13 protein-coding genes are annotated in these 18447 nt (G+C 58.5%); 11 read left to right on the top strand and 2 right to left on the bottom strand.

Translation table 11 applies throughout. From position 1 onward, the window contains the following. Positions 1 to 20: 20 nt before the first annotated feature. The 4 genes from murA to hisC all read left to right on the top strand — a co-directional run bounded on the left by murA (position 21) and on the right by hisC (position 4553). Entirely contained in the window at positions 21 to 1286 is a 1266-nt protein-coding gene (gene murA / locus ACYZTK_RS11235; protein ID WP_122837518.1) for a UDP-N-acetylglucosamine 1-carboxyvinyltransferase, read from the top strand. Between the two features lie 126 nt (positions 1287 to 1412). Continuing rightward, positions 1413 to 2048: an ATP phosphoribosyltransferase gene (gene hisG, locus ACYZTK_RS11230; protein WP_462014500.1), complete on the top strand. Its 636-nt coding sequence runs from the start codon at positions 1413 to 1415 to the stop codon at positions 2046 to 2048. Between the two features lie 124 nt (positions 2049 to 2172). Then, a complete protein-coding gene (gene hisD / locus ACYZTK_RS11225) occupies positions 2173 to 3498 on the top strand; it encodes a histidinol dehydrogenase (RefSeq protein ID WP_462014499.1) in 1326 nt (441 codons plus the stop codon). Between the two features lie 2 nt (positions 3499 to 3500). Then, positions 3501 to 4553 (top strand): histidinol-phosphate transaminase, encoded by a 1053-nt coding sequence (gene hisC, locus ACYZTK_RS11220; protein WP_462014498.1) that lies wholly within the window; start codon positions 3501 to 3503, stop codon positions 4551 to 4553. Between the two features lie 159 nt (positions 4554 to 4712). Here the strand turns inward: hisC and ACYZTK_RS11215 are convergent, their stop codons facing one another. Next, positions 4713 to 6818, bottom strand: coding sequence for a TonB-dependent siderophore receptor (locus tag ACYZTK_RS11215; protein ID WP_462014497.1), 2106 nt, complete (start codon positions 6816 to 6818; stop codon positions 4713 to 4715). 87 nt (positions 6819 to 6905) lie between these two features. Next, positions 6906 to 8072, bottom strand: a complete 1167-nt coding sequence (gene algW, locus ACYZTK_RS11210; protein ID WP_462014496.1) for a Do family serine endopeptidase AlgW — start codon at positions 8070 to 8072, stop codon at positions 6906 to 6908. A gap of 102 nt (positions 8073 to 8174) precedes the next feature. Between algW and ACYZTK_RS11205 the strand changes: the two genes are divergently transcribed. From ACYZTK_RS11205 to ACYZTK_RS11175, 7 genes are all read left to right on the top strand, one after another. After that, on the top strand, positions 8175 to 8933 hold the full coding sequence (locus ACYZTK_RS11205; protein ID WP_462014495.1) for a Nif3-like dinuclear metal center hexameric protein: 759 nt from the start codon (positions 8175 to 8177) through the stop codon (positions 8931 to 8933). A 241-nt stretch (positions 8934 to 9174) separates the two neighbouring features. Beyond that, positions 9175 to 10092, top strand: a complete 918-nt coding sequence (cysD, locus tag ACYZTK_RS11200; RefSeq protein WP_028621848.1) for a sulfate adenylyltransferase subunit CysD — start codon at positions 9175 to 9177, stop codon at positions 10090 to 10092. Between the two features lie 9 nt (positions 10093 to 10101). Continuing rightward, positions 10102 to 12000 carry a sulfate adenylyltransferase subunit CysN gene (gene cysN / locus ACYZTK_RS11195; RefSeq protein ID WP_462014494.1) on the top strand — a complete coding sequence of 633 codons (1899 nt, stop codon included), beginning with the start codon at positions 10102 to 10104 and terminating at the stop codon, positions 11998 to 12000. Between the two features lie 433 nt (positions 12001 to 12433). After that, positions 12434 to 13876, top strand: coding sequence for a TolC family outer membrane protein (locus tag ACYZTK_RS11190; RefSeq protein ID WP_462014493.1), 1443 nt, complete (start codon positions 12434 to 12436; stop codon positions 13874 to 13876). Then, on the top strand, positions 13873 to 16020 hold the full coding sequence (locus ACYZTK_RS11185) for a type I secretion system permease/ATPase (RefSeq protein ID WP_462014492.1): 2148 nt from the start codon (positions 13873 to 13875) through the stop codon (positions 16018 to 16020). Before ACYZTK_RS11190 ends, ACYZTK_RS11185 begins: the two co-directional genes overlap by 4 nt. A 36-nt stretch (positions 16021 to 16056) precedes the next feature. Further along, positions 16057 to 17472: an HlyD family type I secretion periplasmic adaptor subunit gene (locus tag ACYZTK_RS11180; RefSeq protein ID WP_462014491.1), complete on the top strand. Its 1416-nt coding sequence runs from the start codon at positions 16057 to 16059 to the stop codon at positions 17470 to 17472. Between the two features lie 429 nt (positions 17473 to 17901). Continuing rightward, positions 17902 to 18342, top strand: coding sequence for a hypothetical protein (locus ACYZTK_RS11175; protein WP_462014490.1), 441 nt, complete (start codon positions 17902 to 17904; stop codon positions 18340 to 18342). Positions 18343 to 18447: the final 105 nt, after the last annotated feature.

Genomic DNA, 18447 nt, shown 5'->3' with positions numbered 1-18447 from the left:
CCAAGGGCGTCGAGATTCTTATGGATAAATTGATTATTACCGGTGGCGTTCGTCTTGATGGCGAAATCCGCATCTCCGGGGCAAAGAACTCTGCCCTGCCGATCCTGGCTGCAACCTTGCTGTGCGATGGTCCGGTTACCGTGGCCAACTTGCCGCACCTGCACGACATCACCACCATGATCGAGCTGTTCGGTCGCATGGGTATCGAGCCGGTGATCGACGAGAAGCTCAGCGTCGAAATCGACCCGCGCACCATCAAGACCCTGATCGCCCCGTACGAACTGGTGAAAACCATGCGTGCGTCGATCTTGGTGCTGGGCCCGATGGTTGCCCGTTTCGGTGAAGCTGAAGTCGCGCTGCCTGGCGGTTGCGCCATCGGCTCGCGTCCGGTTGACCTGCACATCCGCGGCCTTGAAGCCATGGGCGCGGTGATCGACGTGGAAGGCGGCTACATCAAGGCCAAGGCGCCTGAAGGTGGCCTGCGCGGCGCGCACTTCTTCTTCGACACCGTCAGCGTGACCGGTACCGAGAACATCATGATGGCCGCAGCCCTGGCCAAGGGTCGCAGCGTCCTGCAAAACGCCGCTCGCGAACCTGAAGTCATCGACCTGGCGAACTTCCTGATCGCCATGGGCGCGAAGATCTCCGGCGCCGGCACCGACACCATCACCATCGATGGCGTCGACCGTCTGCACCCGGCCACCTATAAAGTGATGCCGGACCGGATCGAAACCGGTACCTACCTGGTTGCTGCTGCCGTGACCGGCGGCCGTGTGAAGGTCAAGGACACTGATCCGACCATCCTCGAAGCGGTACTTGAGAAACTCAAGGAAGCGGGCGCGGAAATCACCTGCGGCGAAGACTGGATCGAGCTGAACATGCACGGCAAGCGGCCTAAAGCCGTGAACGTGCGTACGGCTCCGTACCCGGCGTTTCCGACCGACATGCAAGCGCAGTTCATCTCGCTCAACGCCATTGCCGAAGGCACTGGTGCGGTAATCGAGACGATCTTCGAAAACCGCTTCATGCACGTGTACGAACTGCACCGCATGGGCGCCAAGATCCAGGTCGAAGGCAACACTGCCATCGTTACCGGTACCGAGAAGCTCAAGGGCGCGCCAGTCATGGCCACCGACCTGCGCGCTTCCGCCAGCCTGGTGATCTCGGCGCTGATCGCCGAAGGCGACACCCTGATCGACCGCATCTACCACATAGACCGTGGTTACGAGTGCATCGAAGAGAAACTGCAGATGCTCGGCGCCAAGATCCGCCGCGTACCGGGCTAGTCCCTGCTGCATGGGCGCAGGGACGCGCCCGTTGAATTCGTTACGAGTCGAGCCGTCTGCGGCTCGAGTGTGTCCGGCGCCGCTTGCGACCGGGCATGAGTACCTTGATAAGGACTGACGTTTCCCATGTTGACCATTGCACTGTCCAAGGGCCGCATTCTTGACGACACCCTGCCGCTTCTGGCCGAAGCAGGCATTGTGCCGACCGAGAATCCGGAAAAGAGCCGCAAGCTGATCATTCCCACGACCCAGCCCGACGTACGTTTGCTGATCGTGCGCGCCACCGACGTGCCGACCTATGTCGAGCATGGTGCTGCGGACCTGGGTGTTGCCGGTAAAGATGTGCTGATGGAATACGGCGGCCAGGGCCTGTACGAGCCTCTGGACCTGCAGATTGCCCAGTGCAAGCTGATGACTGCCGGCAAGATTGGCGCTGTCGAGCCTAAAGGCCGCCTGCGCATCGCCACCAAGTTCGTCAACGTTGCCAAGCGTTACTACGCCGAGCAGGGCCGTCAGGTCGACATCATCAAGCTGTATGGCTCGATGGAGCTGGCACCGCTGATCGGCCTGGCAGACAAGATCATCGACGTGGTCGACACCGGCAACACGCTGCGGGCCAATGGCCTGGAGCCACAGGATTTCATTGCAGCCATCAGTTCCCGTTTGATCGTCAACAAAGCATCGATGAAGATGCAGCACGCTCGTATCCAGGCGTTGATCGACACCCTGCGCAAGGCAGTGGAGTCTCGACACCGCGGCTGATTCACCTGCGCGACCTTGAGTCGCGCCGTCTATCCGCCTCATAGCCAGAATTCTCAGGTGCCCAAGCGGATCGAATGTTAGCTTCGGGCGCCTGAGTTTTTGCCATTCCTATGAGGCTCTCGCTATGACCGCACCGACTGCAATTCGCCGACTCAACGCTGCTGACCCGGATTTCGCGCATCATCTGGATCATCTGCTGAGCTGGGAAAGTGTGTCTGACGACTCGGTCAATCAGCGGGTGCTCGAGATCATCAAGGCCGTGCGCGAGCGTGGTGATGCGGCGCTGGTGGAGTTCACCCAGAAGTTCGACGGCCTGGAAGTCGCCTCGATGGCCGACCTGATCCTGCCGCGCGAACGCCTGGAACTGGCCTTGACGCGCATCACTATTGCCCAGCGCGAAGCGTTGGAAAAAGCTGCTGCACGGGTGCGCAGCTACCACGAGAAACAAAAACAGGATTCCTGGAGCTACACCGAGGCCGACGGCACCGTGCTGGGCCAGAAGGTCACGCCGCTGGATCGCGCTGGCCTTTATGTGCCCGGCGGCAAGGCATCGTATCCGTCTTCGGTATTGATGAACGCGATCCCGGCCAAGGTGGCGGGCGTGACCGAAGTGGTCATGGTGGTGCCGACCCCGCGCGGTGAGATCAACGAGCTGGTGCTGGCGGCTGCATGCATCGCCGGCGTTGACCGGGTGTTCACCATTGGTGGCGCCCAGGCAGTTGCCGCGCTGGCCTATGGCACTGAAAGCGTGCCGAAGGTCGACAAGGTCGTTGGCCCTGGCAACATCTATGTTGCCACCGCCAAGCGCCACGTGTTCGGCCAGGTCGGTATCGACATGATCGCCGGCCCTTCGGAAATCCTCGTGGTGTGCGACGGCCAGACCGATCCGGACTGGATCGCCATGGACCTGTTCTCCCAGGCCGAGCACGACGAGGACGCCCAGGCGATTCTGGTCAGCCCGGACGCCGAGTTCCTCGACAAGGTCGCCGCCAGCATCGACAAACTGCTGCCGACCATGGAGCGCGCCGGGATCATCGAAACCTCGATCAATGGCCGCGGCGCCCTGATTCTGGTCGAAGACATGAACCAGGCCATCGAAGTGGCCAACCGCATCGCTCCGGAACACCTGGAGCTGTCGGTGGCCGATCCCCAAGCCTGGCTGCCGCAGATTCGCCACGCCGGTGCAATCTTCATGGGCCGTCACACCTCTGAAGCCCTGGGCGATTACTGCGCAGGTCCGAACCACGTATTGCCGACGTCCGGCACCGCGCGTTTCTCTTCGCCGCTGGGCGTCTACGACTTCCAGAAACGTTCGTCGATCATCTTCTGCTCCGAGCAGGGTGCGTCCGAGCTGGGCAAGACTGCTTCCGTGCTGGCCCGTGGCGAGTCGCTGACCGCCCACGCCCGCAGCGCCGAATACCGCATCATTGACGACAAGAAGGGGAACTGAAAATGAGTAAATTCTGGAGCCCGTTCGTCAAGGATCTGGTGCCGTATGTGCCGGGCGAGCAGCCGAAGCTGACCAAACTGGTCAAGCTCAACACCAATGAGAACCCCTACGGTCCTTCGCCAAAAGCCTTGGCAGCGATGCAGACCGAGCTGAACGCCAACCTGCGCCTGTACCCGGACCCGAATAGTGATCTGCTGAAAAACGCCGTGGCAACGTATTACGGCGTGCAGGCCAATCAAGTGTTCCTCGGTAACGGCTCAGACGAAGTCCTCGCACACATTTTCCATGGCTTGCTGCAACACGACAAAGCAGTGCTATTCCCGGACATCAGCTACAGCTTCTATCCGGTCTACTGCGGGTTGTATGGCATTAAATTCGACGCGGTGCCGCTGGATGAGCAGTTCCAGATCAACCCGGCAGACTACGCCAAGCCCAACGGTGGGGTGATTTTCCCTAACCCGAATGCGCCGACAGGTTGCCTGCTGGCACTGGACGCGGTTGAGCAGATCCTCAAGACCAATGCCGATTCGGTAGTGGTGGTGGATGAGGCGTACATCGACTTCGGCGGCGAGACTGCAATCAGCCTGGTCGACCGTTATCCGAACCTGCTGGTGACTCAGACCCTGTCCAAGTCCCGCTCACTGGCCGGCCTGCGGGTCGGTCTGGCGGTGGGGCATCCGGATCTGATCGAGGCGCTGGAGCGAATCAAGAACAGCTTCAACTCCTATCCGCTGGATCGCCTGGCGAATGTCGGGGCTGCGGCGGCGTTCGAGGATCGCGAGTACTTCGACAAGACCTGTCGGTTGGTCATCGAGCATCGGGAGTGGGTGGTCGCGCAATTGGAACAGAAGGGCTTTGAAGTACTGCCGTCGGCAGCCAACTTCATCTTCGCGCGCCACCCCAAGCATGACGCGGCAGGCTTGGCGGCCAAACTGCGTGAGCAAGGTGTGATCGTCCGCCACTTCAAGCAGGAGCGGATTGCGCAGTTCTTGCGGATTTCCATCGGCACACCTGAACAGAATCAGGCGCTGATCGACGGCCTCGGCGACCTTTAAAGCTCAATCTGCCTGTTCTATTTTGTGGGAGCTATACTCCTGTGAGAGCAAGGCTTGCCCGCGATGACAATCTTCAGCACGCCATCGCGGGCAAGCCTTGCTCCCACAAAGGCCTGGCTTCCAAAGGCCGTGGTCTCCCTCAGGATTTATCCCTCCCTGTTACAGTTCAAGCGTAAGGCTGACCGTAAAATTGCGCGGCTCGCCGGGGTTGACCCAGTAGTTGCTGTAAGAGCGCTCGTAGTATTTCTCGTCGAACAGGTTGTTCAGGTTCAGGCCTACGGTGACGTTTTCACTGGCCTTGTAATGGGCCAGTAGGTCGACGGTGTGGTAGGCCGGCAGTTCGAAATCGCTGCCGGACTCGCCCGAGCGGTCGCCGACGTAGGTGAACGCCGCGCCTACGTCGGAACCGCGCAAATGGCCATTTTGAAATTCATAAACCCCGAGCAGACTGCCGCTGCGTTTGGCCACGCCGAGGATTCGGCTGCCGGTGGGAATTACCTTGTCGCCTTCAGTGACCTCGGCGTCGATATAGGCGAAGGCACCGATCAGCCGCACGGCGTCGGTCACCTGCCCAGTAACTTGCAGGTCGAAACCCTGGCTGCGGGCCTTGCCCATGGTGCGGCTGGTGTCGGTGCCTGGGTCTAGTGCGAGGACGTTTTCCTTTTCGATATGGAAGGCGGCGAGGGTGGTGCTCAAGCGGTCGTCGAACAGCTCGCTCTTGATCCCCACTTCGTAACCCACGCCTTCTTCCGGGTCGAAGGATTTGCCGCCAGCGTCCAGGCCATTGTTTGGTTTGAACGAGGTGGAAGCATTGGCGAACAGGCCAACTTCAGGCGTGAGTTGATAGAGCAGGCCCGCCCGTTGGGTCAGTGCATCGTGACTCTGGCGACTGGTGGCGCCGCGGCTGTGATCGTCGATGCTTTGCTCGAAATGCTCGAAGCGTGCTCCGAGCATGCCGCGCAGCTTGTCGGTGAAGACGATCTGGTCCTGCAGGTTCAGCGCCTGGCTTTCGACATGCTCGAAAAAGTCCGTGCCTGAACGCGTGCCATTGGGTTTCGGCTGGCCGTAGATTGGCTGATAAATGTCGATGGCGTAGGGGCCGCCGGCAATGGTCGTGACCCGTTCGTTCTTGCGGAAATTCTCGTATTCGGTGCCAATCAGCAGTTCATGCTGCCAGTTGCCGAGGTCGAAAAAACCGCGCAATTCGAGTTGGGTGATGCTGTCGTGCCAATTGGTATCGCGTTCGCGGTAGCGTCGGTTGACGGTGTGACCGTCGGCATTCAGCGGGCGACTTTCGGAAGCGTAGCCCCAGAGTTTGCCTTCCTTGTAATGGCTGGCCAGGCGCAGTTTCCAGCTGTCATTGAGATGATGTTCAAGCGCGGCTTGCAGCAGATTGTTGTGATTGTCGATGTCGCCGTCATTGGGTTCGCCGAGAAAAGTCGAACGAGAAACGCCACTCCATTTATTGTTCGGCGCGACGATGCCGCGGTCGAATGTGGAGCTGTGACGGACGAATTCACTTTCCACCAACAGGCTGGTGTCCGGGTTTAGTTGCCAACTGAAGGAGGGCGCGACGAACACCCGCTGGCTGTCGACGTGATCGCGGAAGCTGTGGTTGTCCTCGACCGCCAGGTTAATTCGGGACAGCACGTTGGCGTCGTCATCCAGCGGCGTGTTGACGTCAAGGGCGGTGCGATAACGATCCCAACTACCGGCGCTGGTTTGCAGGGTGGTGAAGGCTTCAGGCTGGGGTTTCTTGGTGACGATATTGACCGTGCCGCCCGGATCGCCACGCCCATAGAGACTGGCGGCGGGGCCTTTGAGCACTTCGATGCGCTCGATGTTGGCCACGTCCGGCGTGCTTGGGTAACCACGGTTGGCGCTGAAGCCATCCTTGTAGAACTCCGACGTGGTGAAGCCGCGCACGCTGTATTCGTAAAGCGTAAGGCCGCCGAAGTTGTTTTGCTTCGACACGCCACCAGCAAAATCCAGCGCCCGTTCGACGCTGATGCTGCCCAGGTCCTTGAGCACGCTGGCGGGCACCACGCTGATCGATTGCGGGATGTCGCGGATCGCGGTATCGGTTTTGGTCGCACTTGAGGAGCGGGTGGCGCGGTAGCCGGTGACCGGGCCGGTAGGGGATTCATAGTCTGAAGTGACGCTAATCGCCTCCAGTTCGATGGGGTTGGAGTCTTGGGCAAACACCGGATCTGCCAGCAGGCCAAGGGCAAGGGTTGCCACGCAGGCCTTTATTCGAGACGACATGTCATGTTGTTCCAATAGTGATATTGAAACAACATAACATTTCTATTCGGAAAGTCTGCTGCTAACCCGCGATTGGCGGGTTAGTGCTTATTCCGCTTCTTTTTCCTTGACCGGCGGGGGCGCCGGCGGCGGACGCAAACCGATTTCGGCGGTGAGCTTGATCTCCTTGCCGTTACGCATCACCTGAATGGTCACCTTGTCCGTCGGCTTGATCCGCGCGACCTGGTTCATCGAGCGACGACCATCGCCAGCCGGTTCGCCATCGATCGCGAGAATCACATCACCCAATTGCAGGCCAGCCTTTTGCGCCGGGCCATCACGGAAAATTCCCGCGACCACGATGCCAGGGCGTCCGGACAAGCCAAACGACTCGGCCAGTTCCTGGGTCAGCGGCTGCACTTCGATGCCGAGCCAGCCGCGTATTACCTGGCCATGCTCGATGATCGACTTCATGACTTCCATGGCCAGCTTGACCGGGATGGCGAAGCCAATACCCTGTGAACCGCCGGATTTGGAGAAGATCGCGGTGTTGATCCCGGTCAGGTTGCCGTTGGCATCGACTAGCGCACCGCCGGAGTTGCCCGGGTTGATCGCGGCATCGGTCTGGATAAAATCTTCGTAGTTGTTCAGGCCCAACTGGTTGCGGCCTGTGGCACTGATGATGCCCATGGTCACGGTCTGGCCGACGCCGAACGGGTTGCCGATCGCCAGGGCAACGTCGCCGATACGGATGTTGTCGGAGCGGCCGACGGTGATCGACGGCAGGTTTTTCAGGTCGATCTTCAATACCGCGAGGTCGGTTTCCGGGTCGCTGCCGATCACTCGTGCCAGGGTTTCACGGCCGTCCTTGAGGGCCACGACGATCTGGTCGGCGCCGCTGGTGACGTGGTTGTTGGTGAGCAGGTAGCCTTCGGGGCTCATGATCACGCCCGAACCCAGGCTCGATTCCATGCGCTTCTGTTTAGGCGAATTGTCGCCGAAGAACCGGCGGAACTGCGGATCCTCGAACAGCGGATGGTTCGGCTTGTTGATCACTTTGGTAGTGTACAGGTTGACCACCGACGGCGCGGCCGTGGTCACCGCATCGGCATAGGACACTGGGCCTTGCTGCACGCTGGTGGTTTGCGGGGCTTGCTGCAGGTTCACATCGAGGCTTGGCAGCCCGACCCATTGCGGGTATCGCTGGATGATCAACAGAGCGATAAGCACGCCGGCCAACAACGGCCAGCCGGAAAAACGCAGCGCCTTGAGCATTAAGCACGTCCTGAAAGGTTGCAGGCGACATGAGACCGCCCATAATGTCGCGCATTATACGAGGCCGCGCGTGCCTCTGAACGGGATATTTAGGAGTCTTTTATGGCCGTTGCCTTGAGCACCCTGGTCGAAGAAGCCGACCGCTACCTCAGCAGTGCCAAAATCGCCGATTACTGCCCCAACGGTTTGCAGGTCGAAGGCCGGCCGCAGGTGATGCGCATTGTCAGCGGCGTCACCGCGAGCCAGGCGCTGCTGGACGCGGCGGTCGAAGCCCAGGCCGACCTGGTGCTGGTGCATCACGGTTATTTCTGGAAGGGCGAGAACCCTTGCGTCACCGGCATGAAGCAACGCCGCCTGAAGACCCTGCTCAAGCACGACATCAGCCTGTTGGCGTACCACTTGCCACTGGACCTGCACCCGGATGTCGGCAACAACGTCCAGCTCGCCCGCCAGCTCGACATCACTGTTGAAGGGCCGCTGGATCCTGACAACCTGAAGATTGTCGGCCTGGTCGGTTCCCTCAGCGAGCCGATGACACCACGGGATTTCGCCCGGCGAGTACAGGAAGTCATGGGTCGTGAACCGTTGCTGATAGAAGGCAGCGCGATGATTCGCCGGGTCGGCTGGTGCACTGGCGGCGGCCAGGGCTACATCGACCAAGCGGTGTTGGCTGGTGTCGACCTGTACCTGAGTGGCGAAGCGTCCGAACAGACCTTCCACAGCGCCCGGGAAAACGATATCAGCTTCATCGCCGCCGGCCACCACGCCACCGAGCGCTACGGCGTGCAGGCCCTGGGCGATTACCTGGCGCGTCGGTTTGCCGTTGAGCACATCTTCATCGATTGCCCCAACCCGATCTGAAACCACCGTGTAGGAGCTGCCAAAGACTGGGATCTTTTGACCTGGATTTTTAAGATCAAAAGATCGCAGCCTTCGGCAGCTTCTACAGTATGGGTTTGCATCTCCACAGCCCAAACAGGGGGGTATATTCATATACCCTTTCGATCTAGCCAGCGGCCTGATTAGAAGAGGTCGCTGTGCTAGGATTCCCCGCTCGAACACGGCCCGCTGGCCGTCCATAAGATCGTTTTCGTGAGTAGCCATGGTCGACAAACTGACGCATCTGAAACAGCTGGAGGCCGAAAGCATCCACATCATCCGCGAGGTCGCCGCCGAGTTCGATAACCCGGTGATGCTGTACTCCGTCGGTAAAGACTCCGCCGTGATGCTGCACCTTGCGCGCAAGGCATTCTTCCCGGGCAAGCTGCCGTTCCCGGTGATGCACGTCGACACCCGGTGGAAGTTCAAGGAAATGTACGCGTTCCGCGACCGCATGGTCGAAGAGCTCGGCCTTGACCTGATCGTGCACGTGAACCCCGATGGCGTCGCGCAGGGCATCAACCCGCTGACCCACGGCAGCGCCAAGCACACAGACATCATGAAAACCGAAGGCCTGAAACAGGCCCTCGACAAGCACGGCTTCGACGCCGCCTTCGGTGGCGCCCGCCGCGACGAAGAGAAGTCCCGCGCCAAAGAGCGCGTGTATTCCTTCCGCGACACCAAGCACCGCTGGGACCCGAAAAACCAGCGTCCAGAGCTGTGGAACGTCTACAACGGCAACGTCAACAAGGGCGAATCCATTCGTGTATTCCCCTTGTCGAACTGGACCGAACTGGACATCTGGCAGTACATCTACCTCGAAGGCATCCCGATCGTGCCGCTGTATTTCGCCGCCGAGCGCGACGTCATCGAGATGAATGGCACCTGGATCATGATCGACGACGAACGCCTGCTCAATCACCTGAGCGACGAAGACAAGGCGCGCATCGTCAAGAAGAAAGTCCGTTTCCGCACACTGGGTGACTACCCGCTGACCGGTGCGGTCGAGTCCGAGGCCACCAGCCTGACCGACATCATTCAGGAAATGCTCCTGACGCGAACTTCCGAACGCCAGGGCCGGGTCATCGATCACGATGGCGCAGGCTCGATGGAAGAAAAGAAACGTCAGGGTTATTTCTAAGGGGTTGTCATGTCGCACGTATCTGATTTGATCAGCGAGGACATCCTCGCCTACCTGGGCCAGCACGAACGCAAGGAAATGCTGCGCTTCCTGACCTGTGGCAACGTCGACGACGGCAAGAGCACCCTGATCGGGCGCCTGCTGCACGACTCCAAGATGATCTACGAAGATCACCTGGAAGCCATCACCCGCGACTCGAAAAAAGTCGGCACTACCGGCGAAGACATCGACCTGGCTTTGCTGGTTGACGGCCTGCAGGCCGAGCGTGAGCAGGGCATCACCATCGATGTCGCCTACCGCTACTTCTCCACCGCCAAGCGCAAATTCATCATCGCCGACACCCCTGGCCATGAGCAGTACACCCGCAACATGGCCACCGGTGCTTCCACCTGTGACCTGGCGATCATTCTGGTCGACGCGCGCTACGGCGTGCAGACCCAGACCCGTCGCCACAGCTTCATTGCCTCGTTGCTGGGCATCAAGCACATCGTGGTCGCCATCAACAAGATGGACCTCAACGGCTTCGACGAAAGCGTGTTCGAGTCGATCAAGGCCGATTACCTGAAGTTCGCCGATGGCATCGCGTTCAAGCCGACCACCATGGCCTTCGTGCCGATGTCGGCGCTGAAGGGCGACAACGTGGTGAACAAGTCCGAGCGCTCGCCGTGGTACACCGGCCAGTCGCTGATGGAGATCCTGGAAACCGTCGAGATCGCCAACGACCGCAACTACACTGACCTGCGTTTCCCGGTGCAGTACGTCAACCGTCCGAACCTGAACTTCCGTGGTTTCGCCGGCACCCTGGCCAGCGGCGTCGTGCACAAGGGCGACGAAGTCGTGGTGCTGCCGTCGGGCAAGAGCAGCCGCGTGAAATCGATCGTCACCTTCGAAGGTGAGCTGGAGCATGCAGGCCCAGGTCAGGCTGTCACGCTGACCATGGAAGACGAGATCGACATCTCCCGCGGCGACCTGCTGGTGCACGCCGACAATCTGCCGCAAGTCACCGACGGCTTCGACGCCATGCTGGTGTGGATGGCCGAAGAGCCGATGCTGCCGGGCAAGAAATACGACATCAAGCGCGCCACGAGTTACGTGCCGGGCTCGATCACCAGCATCGTCAATCGTGTCGATGTGAACACCCTGGAAGAAGGCCCTGCCAGCTCGTTGCAACTGAACGAGATCGGTCGGGTCAAGGTCAGCCTCGACGCCGCCATCGCCCTGGACGGTTACGCGAGTAACCGCACCACCGGTTCGTTCATCGTCATCGACCGCTTGACCAACGGCACCGTCGCCGCCGGCATGATCATCGCCCAGCCACTGGCCCATGGCAGCAGCTCGCACCACGGCAAACTGGCGCACGTTGCTACCGAAGAACGTGCCCAGCGCTTCGGCCAGCAACCGGCCACCGTGTTGTTCAGCGGCCTGTCGGGCGCGGGCAAAAGCACTCTGGCCTATGCAGTTGAACGCAAACTGTTCGACCTGGGCCGTGCGGTGTTCGTACTCGATGGCCAGAACCTGCGTCACGACCTCAACAAAGGTCTGCCACAGGATCGCGCCGGGCGTACCGAGAACTGGCGCCGTGCCGCACACGTCGCGCGTCAGTTCAACGAAGCCGGCCTGCTGACCCTCGCTGCATTCGTCGCTCCGAGCGCCGAAGGCCGTGAACAAGCCAAGGACCTGATCGGCAAGGAGCGTCTGCTGACCGTCTACGTCCAGGCCTCGCCGACGGTCTGTGCCGAGCGTGACCCGCAAGGTCTGTACGCTGCAGCGGGCGACAACATTCCGGGCGAGTCCTTCCCGTACGACGTGCCGCTGGATGCCGACCTGGTGGTCGACACCCAGTCACTGTCGCTGGAAGAAAGTGTGAAGCAAGTGCTGGATCTGCTGCGTCAGCGTGGCGCGATCTAAGCGTTAGGTGTTGATCAAAAAACCCGCCGATGAGTGATCATCGGCGGGTTTTTTTGTGTCCTTGAGAACGCCATCGCGAGCAGGCTCACTCCTACAGTGGATCTCCACAGAGTACAAATTTTGTGTTCGCAGAAGTTCCACTGTAGGAGTGAGCCTGCTCGCGATGAGGCCCTCAAAGCCACCTTATTCTTCCATGCTCAGTATTCACAAAGTGTTTGCCTTGAAAATACCCCCTACAGCCCGATGTAGTCCTCAGAATTAGGAAGTTGTAGGAAAAATCCTTTTTAACCTTTTCCTACACATCCCTGAACAATTGATCATTACTCACAAGATGAGTATTACAACTCACTCGGAATTCAAGAACTGCCATCCCTGTAACTTCACGAGTACGGTTTCCTTCCGCAACATTGCTTTAGCTAGGGAGGGTGCAACTATGCAGAGGATGCCGAGTAATCAAACTACAAACACCACGTATTCAATTTCATTGTTGCTTGCGTTGCTGTCGACACTATTTCCACCTTCTGCCCAGGCCACTATCGATGAAGGTCGCGCAACACTCTTAGCCGTCTATCAAGATGCACTGGCGAATGACGCCCAGCTATTAGCCGCCCGACACCACTATGAATCCCTCAAGGAAAAAGTCCCACAGGCCCGCGCCGGTTTATTACCAACCCTGAACTCTTCGGTACGGTCCTCCGCCGTCACCCAGGAGGCTTCCTCTGCAAGCCGCTCTCGTACCGATTCGGTTTTCCAGGCCAACCTGATTCAGCCACTGTTCCGGGCCGATCGCTGGTTTCAGCTGGACGCCGCGCAAGCCACAGTGACCAAGGATCAATATGAACTGCTGGCGAAGGAACAACTACTGATTCTCACCGTGGCGCAGGCCTACTTCGAAACCCTGCGGGCGCTGGACAGGGTGGCGGCAACCAAAGAAGCAGAGGAAACCGCGCTGCAGCGTCAACAGCAACAGGCGCAGGGACGACTGGCCAACGGCGCGGCCAACATTACCGATGTGCTGGAGTCCAAAGCGGCGCATGACAATGCCACCGCTAATCGCAAACTCGCCGAGCGCAAGGTAGGCGATGCATTTGGGCATCTGTCTCGACTGACCAATAGGTCCTACTCGTCGATTGAGGGTATTCGGCACCAGTTGCCGATAGTGGCGCCAGAACCTGGCGAAGCAGACGTTTGGGTCAATCAGGCGGTACAACAAAACCTCAGTTTACAAGCCAGTGAATCCTCTGTGGTCGCCGCAGAACACACGCTGTCGCAACGCAAGGCTGGTTTTGCCCCGACGGTCGACGCCGTGGTTTCCTTTCGAAAGGGCAATAGCGAGGCAATGGGCGGCATTAGTCAACGAGGAGATATCACCCAACGCAGCATAGCGCTTGAACTCAACATTCCGTTGTACTCGGGCGGCATGGTTCGCTCTCAAGTACGCGAAGCAACAGAGCAATTGACGCGTAGCCAATATGAAAAAGAAGATCGACTGCGCGAAACAGTACTCACCACTCGCAATCTGCATCGCAGCGTTAACTCCGATGTCGAGCAGGTCATTGCGAGGCTCCAGAGTATTCAGTCCAGTCAGGCATCGGTGCAGGCAAATAAGGTTGGTTGGCAGCTTGGGTCTCGTAACTTCTCGGATGTTCTGAATGCGCAACGCCAGCTCTACACCGTCGTCAGGGAATACAACAATGCTCGTTATGACTTCATTATCAATACCCTGAAGTTAAAACAGGCGGCAGGGGTACTAAGTCCGGCTGATCTGACAAGTCTGAGCGCTTATCTATCCAGCAATTACGATTTTGAACGGGACTTTCTTCCTCCGGAAAGTTCGCGCACAAATTTGCCATCGATCGACAAGGATGCCTCATGAACGATGATGAAATGCCCAAGCCGGCGGACACGCTCGCGCAAATCGATACGGGTGTGGCATGCCTGGTCATGCTCGCCCGCTTCCATAATGTGGCGGCGTCAAGCGACCAACTTTGTCACCAGCTATCCGCACATTCGAGCGCGCTTGGACACACCGAACTGCTCCTGGCAGCGCGCAAGCTGGGTCTCAAGGCAAAGTGGGTCAACACTACGCTCGCTCGTCTGGACCGTACGCCATTGCCCGCCATCGCGATGGATCGGGATGGCTCGTTCTTTATCATCGCCAAGCTGGATGCGGGTAAGGCGCTGATCCAGGATCCCCGTTGCAGTCGGCCGTTAGTTATCCCGCTGGATCAGCTCGACGCACGATGGACCGGCCGCTTGCTCTTGGTGCGATCCGAGTCACCCAACCCCAGAGAGACTTCGCGTTTTGATTTCTCCTGGTTCATTCCGGCCATCGTCAAATATCGAAAGTTACTGGGCGAGATCATCCTGGTCTCTTTTGTACTGCAGCTTTTTGCGCTGGTGACGCCGCTGTTCTTTCAGGTGGTCATGGACAAAGTGCTGGTGCATCACGGCTTGACCACCCTGGATGTGATCGCCTCAGGCTTGCTGGCCGTAATGATCTTCGAAACGGCGCTCAGCACATTGCGTAGCTACGTGTTTGCCCACACCACCAGCCGGATCGACGTGGAGTTGGGGTCACGGCTTTTTCATCACCTCATTGAATTGCCCCTGGCTTATTTCCAGGCGCGGCGGGTCGGCGATTCGGTGGCGCGGGTGCGCGAGCTGGAAAACATCCGCAGTTTTCTCACCGGCAACGCCATTACCTTGCTCCTGGACGTGCTGTTTTCGGTGGTGTTTATCATCGTGATGTTTGCCTACAGCGGCTGGTTGACCTTGATAGTGTTGGTGTCGCTGCCACTCTATGTGCTGGTCTCGGTGTGCGTAACGCCATTGCTGCGGGCGCGGTTGCAAGACAGCTTCGCGCGTGGCGCGGAAAACCAGGCGTTTCTGGTGGAGACCGTCAACGGCATCGACACCCTCAAGTCGATGGCCGTCGAGCCGCAAATCCGCCGGCACTGGGACAACCAGCTGGCAGCGTACGTCGCGGCCTGCTTCAAAACCCAGAACCTGTCCACAGTTGCCAATGAAAGCGTGGGGCTGATAGGCAAACTCGTCACCGTGGCAACGCTTTGGCTCGGCGCTCAACTGGTCATCACCGGGCAGCTGTCGGTGGGAGAACTGATCGCGTTCAACATGCTTGCCGGTCGTGTATCTCAACCCATCATGCGCTTGGCGCAATTGTGGACCAGCTTTCAACAGACTGGCGTCTCGGTACAACGCCTGGGCGACATCCTCAATACGCCGACCGAGCTGTCCAATGCCACGCGCAGCACATTGCCGCCCCTCAAGGGCCGGGTGGAATTCGACCAGGTGCACTTCCGCTACCGCGCTGATGGCTCAGAAGTTCTGCGGGGCGTGAGCCTGCAGATCCAGGCGGGTGAAGTCATTGGCGTAGTCGGGCGATCGGGTTCCGGCAAAAGCACTTTGACCCGGTTGATACAGCGTCTTTATGTCCCGGAGCGTGGCCGGGTGCTGGTGGATGGCACGGACCTGGCGCTGGCTGATGTTTCTTCGCTGCGGCGACAGATCGGCGTGGTGTTGCAGGACAGCATGCTGTTCAACCGCAGCATTCGCGAAAACATCGCCCTTACTGATCCGGGAGCACCATTGGAGTCAGTGATGGATGCAGCGCAAATGGCCGGCGCCCATGAGTTCATCCTTGAGTTGCCTGAAGGCTACGACACCGTTGTCGGCGAGCACGGTGCTTCGCTGTCGGGCGGACAACGCCAACGCGTGGCGATCGCCCGAGCACTGATGGGTAATCCTCGCATCCTCATCTTCGATGAAGCCACCAGCGCCCTGGACTACGAGTCCGAGCGAATCATCCAACAGAACATGCAGGCCATCTGTGAGGGGCGCACGGTGATCATCATTGCGCATCGACTGTCTGCGGTCCGCGAGGCCGATCGCATCCTGGTGGTGGATCGAGGGCAGATTGTCGAGCAAGGCACCCATGCCGAACTGCTGGCCGCAAAGGCCGAGCACTACTGTCGACTGCATCACCTGCAAAAGGGCTGAGGCAGTCAGTGTTTTGATTCAAGGAGCGAACCTTCCATGAGCGCAAGTCTTGATCTTATGCAGCGTTACCGTGACGCCTGGCGCCAATCCTGGCGCGCGCGGCGGCAGATGGATGCCCCCGAACGCCTGTCCCACGAAATACAGTTCCTGCCTGTTGCGCTGGAACTCCAGGATAAACCCGTACATCCCGCCCCCCGAATTTTCATCTGGAGCATCATGACATTCGCCCTGCTGGCGCTGCTGTGGTCATGCATTGGCAAGATCGAAATGGTCGCCATCGCACCGGGCAAGGTGGTGCCCAGCGGCAAGACCAAACTGATCCAGTCCAGTGAAACAGCGGTGGTCACTGCCATCCATGTCAGCGATGGGCAGTTAGTCCGTGTGGGCGAGTTGCTGGTGGAACTCGACCCGACGTCGGCACTGGCGGACGTCAAGCTTATCCAGAGCGATCTACTGGCAGCTCGAATCGATAGCGCCCGTGGCAAGGCAATGCTGGACGCCATCAATCACCAGCAAGCGCCGTCATCTTTGGTGGGTGCCATCCACGACGCCAACCCCGAACAAGTGCTGACGGCGCAGCGCTGGCTCGAAGGGCAGTACCAGGAGTACCGCAGCAGCTTGCAGCTGGTAGATGCTGAGATTCTTCAGCGCAGTGCGGAAATCCAGGCCGCCCGGGCCCAGGTCGCGAACCTGGTGAAAACCTTGCCCATTGCCACGCAGTTGGCTGACGACTACCAGCGCCTGCTCGATCAGCAATACGTGGCTCGTCACGAATACCTCGACAAGGAACAGGCTCGCCTGGATTTACAACGGCTGTTGAAAGTGCAGCAAGCCGCCGTACTGCAACACACCGCAGCCCAAACCGAAGCCCGCCGCCGCCGCGAAGGCGTCGTCGCCCAAACCCGCAAAGCCATGCTCGACCTGCAGCAACAGGCCGAGCAAAAAGTCGCGCGCCTGCTCCAGGAACTCGCCAAGGCCGATTACCAACAATCCCTGACTCTGCTCAAATCCCCAGTAGCGGGCCGGGTCCAGCAGCTGGCGATTCACACCATCGGTGGAGTAGTCACCCCAGCCCAACCCTTGATGGTCGTCGTTCCAGGAAATCAGCCAGTGGAAGTGGAGGCTTTGCTGGAGAACAAGGACGTTGGTTTTGTTCGGGCAGGGCAGGCGGTAACGGTGAAGGTAGAGACATTCACTTTTACCAAGTATGGAACCGTGGACGGCGAGGTGATTGGCGTGTCCAGTGATGCAATCGAGGATGAAAAGAAGGGGTTGGTATATAGCAGTCGTATTCGCCTGAAAGCCGATCATCTGGTGGTGAATGGGGAGAAAGTGCCGTTGTCCCCAGGAATGTCGGTGACGGCTGAGATCAAGACAGATCATCGGCGAGTGATCGAGTTTTTCCTGAGTCCGTTGCAACAATATACCAGTGAGAGTTTGAGGGAACGGTGAGGTGGGTTTGGGGGTTCCTACATATTCTTGCTAGTGGGTCAGAGGCTGAGGCAGTTTAGCTTTTAGTTTTGAGGGGAATGGATGTAAGAAAAATCCTTATTTGTTGTTTCTAGAGAGATTGAATGCGAGGGATTTGCAGAGTTGTTGAGCGTCAGCCCTGAAAAAAACAAGTGGCGAGTTGCCCGGTTTAGAGCGTGCTAAAGGAAAAACTGTTTAGTGGGTGGCGCTCTGCTGGAGGTAGGTATTGTTTTGTTGATCGTTGTATGAATAGTCCTACTACAGTATTGACCAGCGCCGGAAATTGCCTACGTGATAATCGGAAGTGCGAATGGTGTCTTTTTTATCGGCGTAATACTACGCTGTTAATTACTGATCCCGGTAGCGTGTCGAAGGTTGCCGATTTTTCATTTTAGCGAGAAGGTCTACTAAATGATCTGGTCTTGGATAAAGTATTTTTTGTATTTTCTCGGGGGATGCCTGCTCTTGATCGCTTGTGGGATTTATTGGCTTAAAGGTGAGACTGAAGAAGGACTCGGAGTCATTGATCGATTTGGTGGGAGTGAAGTGGTCAGCGATAGAAGCATCATTCCTGTTGGGATCGATGAAATCTATATGCGCTCGCTCCGCCTTAAGCCTGAGCAAGATATCGTGTATGACATCCGGGCTTTCAAGCCCTGCGCGGAATACAGCCAGAACTGTCTGATCCAGGACTCTGCCAAGATAAATTTTGACCTCATCAGTACAGGGATAGTGTTGAGAGAGGTCGATGAATTCTTGATAAGGCGAGCACGGGTTTTTTTGAAGGTTCTTGTCCGGTGGTTTATGAAACTACAGCGCTCATTAAGGGGCTTACGGTGCTGCGGCGCCTGAGAGATCGAAAAGCACGGTCCAAGGAAAAGATACAAAGTATCCACCGCGACGGCGGGTTGACGTACTCGATGACAACTCCAGAGTGCCTGAGTTTTTTTCGAAGAA

The organism is Pseudomonas sp. LB3P31 (genome assembly GCF_054897945.1).
The sequence above is the reverse complement of the archived record's forward strand: the minus strand, read 5'-3'. Positions and strand labels throughout refer to the sequence as shown.

Coding starts and splice junctions, on each gene's coding strand:
- ACYZTK_RS11190 (WP_462014493.1), top strand. CDS start 12,434: ATGCAGAGGATGCCGAGTAATCAAACTACAAACACCACGTATTCAATT.
- cysN (WP_462014494.1), top strand. CDS start 10,102: ATGTCGCACGTATCTGATTTGATCAGCGAGGACATCCTCGCCTACCTG.
- hisC (WP_462014498.1), top strand. CDS start 3,501: ATGAGTAAATTCTGGAGCCCGTTCGTCAAGGATCTGGTGCCGTATGTG.
- hisG (WP_462014500.1), top strand. CDS start 1,413: ATGTTGACCATTGCACTGTCCAAGGGCCGCATTCTTGACGACACCCTG.
- algW (WP_462014496.1), bottom strand. CDS start 8,072: ATGCTCAAGGCGCTGCGTTTTTCCGGCTGGCCGTTGTTGGCCGGCGTG.
- ACYZTK_RS11215 (WP_462014497.1), bottom strand. CDS start 6,818: ATGTCGTCTCGAATAAAGGCCTGCGTGGCAACCCTTGCCCTTGGCCTG.
- cysD (WP_028621848.1), top strand. CDS start 9,175: ATGGTCGACAAACTGACGCATCTGAAACAGCTGGAGGCCGAAAGCATC.
- ACYZTK_RS11180 (WP_462014491.1), top strand. CDS start 16,057: ATGAGCGCAAGTCTTGATCTTATGCAGCGTTACCGTGACGCCTGGCGC.
- ACYZTK_RS11205 (WP_462014495.1), top strand. CDS start 8,175: ATGGCCGTTGCCTTGAGCACCCTGGTCGAAGAAGCCGACCGCTACCTC.
- ACYZTK_RS11185 (WP_462014492.1), top strand. CDS start 13,873: ATGAACGATGATGAAATGCCCAAGCCGGCGGACACGCTCGCGCAAATC.
- hisD (WP_462014499.1), top strand. CDS start 2,173: ATGACCGCACCGACTGCAATTCGCCGACTCAACGCTGCTGACCCGGAT.
- murA (WP_122837518.1), top strand. CDS start 21: ATGGATAAATTGATTATTACCGGTGGCGTTCGTCTTGATGGCGAAATC.
- ACYZTK_RS11175 (WP_462014490.1), top strand. CDS start 17,902: ATGATCTGGTCTTGGATAAAGTATTTTTTGTATTTTCTCGGGGGATGC.